The following is a 7,356-nucleotide window of genomic DNA, read 5'->3' on the forward strand; positions in this document are numbered from 1 at the left end:
CTGAGTTTAGATGATTTTGGTGATTGATAACTATGATTCGTTTACGTATAACCTGGTACAGTATTTGGGTGAGCTTGGAGAAGAGGTTGTCGTGAAGCGGAACGACGAGATTGACCTGGATGGCATCCGCCGGCTTAACCCGGACCATATCCTGATCTCTCCGGGTCCTTGTACGCCTAATGAAGCCGGGATCAGCCTGGCGCTGATCGAGTCGTTTAAGGGTGAAATTCCGATCTTCGGCGTTTGTCTGGGACACCAGGCTATCGGCCAGGCCTTTGGCGGGAATGTGATCCGGGCGGAGCGCCTGATGCATGGCAAAACATCGCCGATTCTCCATAACGGACAATCGGTGTTTGAAGGACTTCCTTCCCCTTTTACAGCAACACGCTATCATTCCCTGCTGGTAGAGCGCAGCTCGCTTCCGGATTGCCTGGAGATCACGGCTGAAACTGAAGCGGGAGAGATTATGGGACTGCGTCATAAAGAGTACGACGTTGAAGGTGTACAGTTCCATCCGGAGTCCATCGTAACCGATCATGGCCGTGCGATTCTGAAGAATTTTCTGAAGCGCACAAAGCGTACCAAGAAAGAAGCGAGCGTATGAATTATATCGGCATAAACGGCACCCTCGTGCCTGCCGCCCAAGCCATGGTATCCGTTATGGATCATGGCTTTTTGTACGGTATGGGCCTTTTTGAAACCTTCCGCACCTATAGCGGGGTTCCTTTTCTTTTCAAAGAACACCTGGACAGGCTGAGGGACGGCTGCCGGACCGTCGGTATACGCGCTGAACTTGATGAAGCCGGCATTATGGCGCTGATCCGGGAGCTGATGGCAGCTAACGGGCTGCAGGACGCCTATATCCGTTATACGCTTACGGCCGGTGAAGCTCCTTTTGGTCTGCCGAGCGAGCCCTATGGCCATCCCGCTGAGGTGGTCTACGTCAGGCCGCTGCCGCAGCCGGCAGCAGATCTGTACACGAGAGGCAAAGCGCTGTATGTGCTCAGCACGCCAAGGAATACGCCGGAGACGCCGGTCCGGCTTAAGTCGCTTCATTATATGAACAATATTATGGCGAAGCAGGAGCTGATGGAGCTGGAACGCCGGTTTGGCTCCCAGGCCAATCCGGAAGGGCTTGCTTCGGAGGGACTGCTGCTTACCCGTGACGGCGAGCTTGCCGAGGGCATTGTCAGCAATCTTTTTATCGTGTCGGAAGGACAGCTGCATACGCCCTCCATTGATCGGGGAATCCTCCCCGGCATTACCCGCAGCAAAGTAATCGAGCTGGCTAAAGCAGCGGGCGTGAAGGTGATTCAAGGCCGGTTTGGCCGCGAGCTGTTGACTTCGGCGGACGAGATTTTTCTGACCAGCTCGATTCAGGAGCTTACGCCGGTTACGAAAGTGATTAGGCCGAACGGGAGCTTTTTTGTTATCGGCAGCGGCACCGCAGGCCCCCTCACGCTCAAGCTGCTGCACAGCTATCGGAATCTGACAGGAGGTTATTCAAAATGAAACCGATCATCTATGAACGTAAATACAACTGCGGAACAGCCAGCTTTGAACTTGGGCCCCGCACCCTTATTATGGGGATTTTGAACGCCACGCCCGATTCTTTCTCTGACGGAGGACTCTATAACGATACGGAAAAGGCAGTCGCCCATGCGCTAAGCATGATTGAGGCAGGAGCAGAAATTATCGATGTAGGCGGTGAATCTACCCGGCCGGGTCATGACCCCGTCAGTCAGGAGGAAGAGCTGAACCGCGTGCTGCCCGTCATTCAAGCCGTTCATAAGGCCGCGCCGCACATCCCGATCTCCGTCGATACCTATAAGGCTGAGGTGGCAAGGCAGTCGCTGCTCGCCGGCGCCCACATTATCAATGATATCTGGGGCTTCAAAAAGGACCCCAAAATGGCTGCTGTCGCTGCAGAGTTCGGCTGTCCGGCCATCCTGATGCACAATCGGGACAACATGGATTACGGCGACTTGGCAGAAGATATGATTGCCGATCTTAAGGAAAGCATTGAAATTGCGCTTCGGGCCGGAGTGAAGCCGGAGCAGATCATCCTCGATCCTGGAATCGGTTTTGCCAAAACCTATCAGCATAACCTTGAGGCGATGCGCTCACTGCACAAGCTGGCTGAAATGGGTTATCCGCTGCTCCTGGCCACCTCACGAAAAAGATTCATCCGCACCGTCCTGGACGTACCGGTTGATGAGACCGTATTTGGCACAGCCGCAACTGTCGCGTTCGGGATAGCCCAGGGCTGTCAGATCGTCCGCGTCCATGACGTGAAGGAGATCAAACAGACCGCGCTGATGTGCGATGCTATGCTGTATGGTTGATCTGCTGCTATAGTTACCGGATAATCGGATAATAAATATACTCGTTACTCTCTTTATCACTAGATATGTACACGAACCAAGTTCAGCATAGGAGGAGCAGTTCATGGATAAGATGGTGCTTCGGCGCATGGAGTATTACGGATATCATGGAGTTTTTGAAGAGGAAAGGAAGCTGGGCCAGCGGTTCTACCTCGATCTTGAACTCCAGATGGATCTGCGGCAAGCAGGGGAAACGGACGACCTGAACAAAACGGTAAATTATGCCGAAGTCCACGAGCGGGTCAAAGCTATTGTTGAAAATAAGAGCTTCAAGCTCATCGAGGCGCTTGCCGAGCATATTGCATCCGATCTGCTTGACACTTATACTGTTATAAGTGCGCTGACGGTCAAGCTGACCAAACCGCATCCGCCGTTTGACATTCATTTTGAAGGGGTAACGGTTGAGCTGTTTAGAACGAGAAAGTGAGTATAAGCGATGAATGAGCACATGTCCTCTGAGCATTTGGAGGCTTATATAGCGTTGGGGGCTAATCTGGGCGACCGCGAAGCAACCTTGATGGAAGCAATCCGGACACTGGACGGTCACCCCCGCATTGCGGTAACGCGTTGTTCAAATATGTACGAAACCGAGCCTGTCGGCTATGTAGAACAGCCCAATTTTGTAAACATGGCTGTATCGGTTACAACCAGCCTGTCACCGGAGGAACTGCTGGACTTTATGCTGCAAACGGAACAGCTTCTGGGACGGGAGCGCAGCATCCGCTGGGGTCCTCGTACCGTTGACCTTGATTTGCTGTGGATGGGCGGCCTGAGCCTGGACACACCCAAGCTGACCCTGCCGCATCCCAGAATGATGGAACGGGCCTTCGTGCTTGTTCCCCTTGCAGACATTGTCCCGTTTGCAGATTCGGCTGCCACGGCAGTCCTTCGCGGAAGAATTGATCAGGCTTTAGGTCAGCTCCCGGAGAAGAAAGGAATTTGGCTTTGGAAAATATGCAGCTGGCGCAGCGAATCCGCGCCTTCAGAAAACTAAAAGGCTACACCCAGGCAAAGCTTGCCGCCGAGAGCGGCGTATCACTGGCCATCCTTGGCGCAATCGAGCGCGGCAACCGCCGTGTAGATGAACAAATTTTAACTAAAATTGCAGACAGCCTGGGCATAACGGTATCGGAACTTACAGATCTGACGAAATAGAATCTACAATAGAAGGGGTGTGCAGAACATGCTGAAGATCGGCGATATTGAAATGAAGAACCAGGTTGTACTGGCCCCTATGGCGGGGGTGTGCAACCCGGCTTTTCGCCTGATCGCCAAAGAGTTTGGAACCGGTCTGGTTTGCGCGGAAATGGTCAGCGGCAAAGCGATTCTGCACGGCAACGAGCGGACGCGCGAAATGCTGTTCGTCGACGAACGGGAGAAGCCGCTCAGCCTGCAGATTTTTGGCGGGGACAAGGATTCCCTGGTGGAAGCCGCCAAGATCGTCGACCAGGAGACGAATGCCGATATCATTGATATCAATATGGGCTGCCCAGCCCCAAAAGTAACGAAGATGGACGCCGGCGCCAAATGGCTGCTTGATCCGAATAAAATTAACGAAATGGTTGCTGCAGTTGTAGCCGTCGTCAAGAAGCCTGTAACGGTAAAAATGCGCATTGGCTGGGATCATGATCACATCTATGTCATTGATAATGTCAAGGCTGTTGAAGCTGCAGGAGGCCAGGCCGTCAGTATTCACGGACGGACCCGGGAGCAGCTGTACACGGGCACAGCAGACTGGAGCTACATCAAGGAGGCCAAAGAGGCCGTGTCCATCCCGATTATCGGCAATGGCGACGTGGCTACGCCGGAGGATGCGCGCCGCATGCTGGATGAAACCGGCTGCGACGGCGTGATGATCGGCCGGGGAGCTCTTGGCAACCCTTGGATGCTTTATCGTACCGTTGAATATCTGAAGACCGGCGTATTAATGCCTGAACCGGATGCAGCAGAAAAAATCCGGATTGCCATCCTTCATATGGACCGTCTAGTTGCGCTGCGCGGCGAGCATGTCGCCGTCAGGGAGATGCGCAAGCACATCGCTTGGTATCTGAAGGGGCTTAAAGGCGGCACCCGGATTAAAGACCTCATTATGGAGGAGACCAGACGCGACGAAATGGAACGGATCCTGAAGGAATTCGTTGCTAAGCTGCAGGAAGCCGGAGAAGACAAGATGCAGCCGGCTTAAACCGCTGCTTTTTCCTGAATTTACATGGATATGACAGGGCTGTTTTCATTTTACGTGTCATTGACAATTTGCAGAGGTTAACCTATAATTTCTCAGTATAAATTCGCCATTTGGAGATTACTTCCATGGAATGAGTGCGTTCTCATTCCTGCATCATTGCATATGATATTCTCAAATAGTACGTGATTACTTCACGGCCGGCACCCGCTTCTATGGTGCTTGCTGCCTCCGCGATGATAGGCTCTTGTCCAAGAGGCCTGCACCTGGGGTGCAGAGGGCGAAAATTTTTCCCATGACAGGAGAATCGGTTGAGATGAGCGATAAAGAAGTTATTCTGACGCAGGATGGTCTCAAGAGACTTGAAGAAGAACTTGAAAATTTGAAATCCGTTAAGCGGCGCGAAGTGGCTGAGCGGATTAAAGTAGCGATCGGCTACGGTGATATCAGTGAGAACTCGGAGTACGAAGACGCCAAGAATGAGCAGGCATTTATTGAAGGCCGGATTTTGACCCTGGAGAAAATGCTTCGCAATGCGCGTATTATCAGCAATGATGATATAGATACTGATATTGTGAGCGTCGGAGTTACTGTAACTGTTGAGGATCTGGAATTTGGCGATACGATGGAATATGTCATTGTGGGTACGGCTGAGTCCGACCCGCTGCAGAATAAAATCTCCAATGAAAGTCCAGTAGGCAAAGCCATTCTCGGCAAATCCAAAGGTGCCATTGTTGACGTAGCTGTTCCGGCAGGTACAATTCAATATAAAATTATTGATATCAAGAAATAAGAACCTTTATGAATGCAAGAAGCTTCCCTTAGGAAGCTTCTTTCCCTGTTTTTGTGTAACCTAAGCCGACAGGCATGGAAGAAATGAAGGAGTGGAAACCGTAATGACTGAAGAGAATGTAAGCCAGGAAAATGTAACCTCAGAGCTTGAGGTCAGCGAGCTGCTGCAGATTAGACGCGATAAATTGGACGAGCTCCGCGATATGGGCGTTGATCCGTTCGGCAACAAATTCGAGCGTACTCACAATGCCGGAGATATCCTCAAGAAGTATGACGAAATGACCAAGGAAGACCTTGATGAGAACAAGGTGTCCGTCAAGCTTGCGGGCCGTATTATGGCTAAACGCGCTATGGGGAAAGCAAGCTTTGCCCACATTCAGGACCTCACGGGCAAGATTCAGATTTATGTCCGCAAGGATACGGTTTCGGAGGTTGAATATAACGTTTTCGACCTTCTCGATCTTGGTGATATCGTAGGGATCACTGGAGAAGTGTTCAAAACCAAGACCGGCGAAACTACAGTCAAAGTCCTCAGCCTCGAGCTTCTGTCCAAGTCCTTGTATCCATTGCCGGACAAGTACCACGGCCTCAAGGATGTTGAGCTGCGCTACCGCCAGCGTTATGTTGACCTCATTATCAATCCGGAGGTTCAACAAACGTTTATTGCCCGGTCCCGTATTATTCAATCGATGCGGCGTTACCTGGACTCCCATGGCTATCTAGAGGTCGAAACACCTACTCTGCATAACATTGCAGGCGGCGCGGCAGCCCGTCCATTCATCACGCACCACAACGCGCTCGATATGGAGCTTTATATGCGGATCGCCATTGAGCTTCACTTGAAGCGCCTGATCGTCGGCGGCCTTGAGAAAGTCTACGAGATCGGACGTGTTTACCGGAACGAAGGCATTTCCACGCGTCACAATCCGGAATTCACCATGATCGAGCTGTATGAAGCTTATGCCGACTACAAAGACATCATGTCTCTTACGGAAAATATGATCGCCCACATCGCCCAAGAAGTGCTGGGCTCCCAGACGATTGAATACCAAGGTCAAGTGGTCGACCTTAAGCCGCAGTGGCGCCGTGTATCCATGGTAGATGCGGTTAAAGAGGTAACCGGCGTAGATTTCGGCGTTCAAATGACGAATGAAGAAGCGCACCGCCTGGCCGCAGAACATAAAGTCCCTGTCGAAAAACATATGACATTCGGTCATATTCTGAATGCCTTCTTCGAGCAGTTTGTTGAGGAGACCCTGATTCAGCCGACGTTTATCACCGGTCATCCGGTTGAGATCTCCCCGCTCGCGAAGAAAAATGCCGAGGATCCGCGTTTCACGGACCGCTTCGAGCTCTTTATCGTAGCGCGTGAGCATGCCAATGCCTTCTCAGAGCTGAACGATCCGATTGACCAGCGCCAGCGTTTTGAAGCGCAGCTCGCAGAACGCGAGCAGGGTAATGATGAGGCTCATGAGATGGATGATGACTTCATCCGGGCTTTGGAATACGGTATGCCGCCGACTGGCGGACTGGGCATTGGTGTCGACCGTCTGGTTATGCTGCTGACCAACTCCCCGTCGATCCGCGACGTGCTGCTCTTCCCTCATATGCGCTCTAAAGAATAAGCTTTATGATATTGATCCGTAAAGGAACAACAAGTGCTCGCTTGTTGTTCCTTTATTATTTATTGGCTAGCTCTATTTGTAGATCAAAGCATATTAAAAAAAGCTTGTCATCTATGTAAGACTGTAATATATTATTCTTTACCGGCAGACGCCGAACCTTATCTCGAAAAAAAGCTTAGAAAAAAACTTGCAAACTGTTTTGAGATGTGGTATTCTATAATAGTTGTCGCTGATGACGATGAAATGAAAAGCTTGATCTTTGAAAACTGAACAACGAGTGAGAAATAAACAACGAGTAACAACTCGTCAGATTCAAAATGAGCTACAAACTTTACTTTTATGGAGAGTTTGATCCTGGCTCAGGACGAACGCT

Annotated in this window: 9 protein-coding genes; all 9 read left to right on the top strand. The window is 51.1% G+C overall.

Annotated features, from left to right (window positions below; translation table 11 throughout):
* Positions 1-10 precede the first annotated feature (10 nt).
* The 9 genes from pabA (at position 11) to lysS (ending at position 6,983) form a co-directional block, all read left to right on the top strand.
* Positions 11-604, top strand: coding sequence for an aminodeoxychorismate/anthranilate synthase component II (gene pabA / locus FCN15_RS16765; protein ID WP_138496125.1), 594 nt, complete (start codon positions 11-13; stop codon positions 602-604).
* Entirely contained in the window at positions 601-1,512 is a 912-nt protein-coding gene (locus FCN15_RS16770; RefSeq protein ID WP_138496126.1) for an aminotransferase class IV, read from the top strand. The genes pabA and FCN15_RS16770 overlap by 4 nt, the downstream gene beginning before the upstream one ends.
* The gene (gene folP, locus FCN15_RS16775; protein ID WP_138496127.1) at positions 1,509-2,345 is read left to right on the top strand and encodes a dihydropteroate synthase; all 837 of its coding nucleotides are present in this window, start codon (positions 1,509-1,511) and stop codon (positions 2,343-2,345) included. Before FCN15_RS16770 ends, folP begins: the two co-directional genes overlap by 4 nt.
* A gap of 103 nt (positions 2,346-2,448) precedes the next feature.
* A complete protein-coding gene (gene folB / locus FCN15_RS16780) occupies positions 2,449-2,811 on the top strand; it encodes a dihydroneopterin aldolase (protein WP_138496128.1) in 363 nt (120 codons plus the stop codon).
* A 9-nt stretch (positions 2,812-2,820) separates the two neighbouring features.
* A complete protein-coding gene (gene folK / locus FCN15_RS16785; RefSeq protein WP_138496129.1) occupies positions 2,821-3,378 on the top strand; it encodes a 2-amino-4-hydroxy-6-hydroxymethyldihydropteridine diphosphokinase in 558 nt (185 codons plus the stop codon).
* Complete coding sequence (locus FCN15_RS16790) at positions 3,330-3,539, top strand: helix-turn-helix domain-containing protein (protein WP_138496136.1); 210 nt, start codon at positions 3,330-3,332, stop codon at positions 3,537-3,539. The genes folK and FCN15_RS16790 overlap by 49 nt, the downstream gene beginning before the upstream one ends.
* Positions 3,540-3,567: 28 nt before the next feature.
* Positions 3,568-4,569, top strand: coding sequence for a tRNA dihydrouridine synthase DusB (gene dusB, locus FCN15_RS16795; protein WP_138496130.1), 1,002 nt, complete (start codon positions 3,568-3,570; stop codon positions 4,567-4,569).
* 313 nt (positions 4,570-4,882) lie between these two features.
* Complete coding sequence (gene greA / locus FCN15_RS16800; protein ID WP_138496131.1) at positions 4,883-5,359, top strand: transcription elongation factor GreA; 477 nt, start codon at positions 4,883-4,885, stop codon at positions 5,357-5,359.
* A gap of 103 nt (positions 5,360-5,462) precedes the next feature.
* Positions 5,463-6,983, top strand: coding sequence for a lysine--tRNA ligase (gene lysS, locus FCN15_RS16805; protein WP_138496132.1), 1,521 nt, complete (start codon positions 5,463-5,465; stop codon positions 6,981-6,983).
* The last annotated feature ends 373 nt before the right edge of the window (positions 6,984-7,356 follow it).

It is taken from the genome of Paenibacillus pinistramenti (assembly GCF_005869875.1).
GTDB lineage: Bacteria > Bacillota > Bacilli > Paenibacillales > Paenibacillaceae > Fontibacillus > Fontibacillus pinistramenti.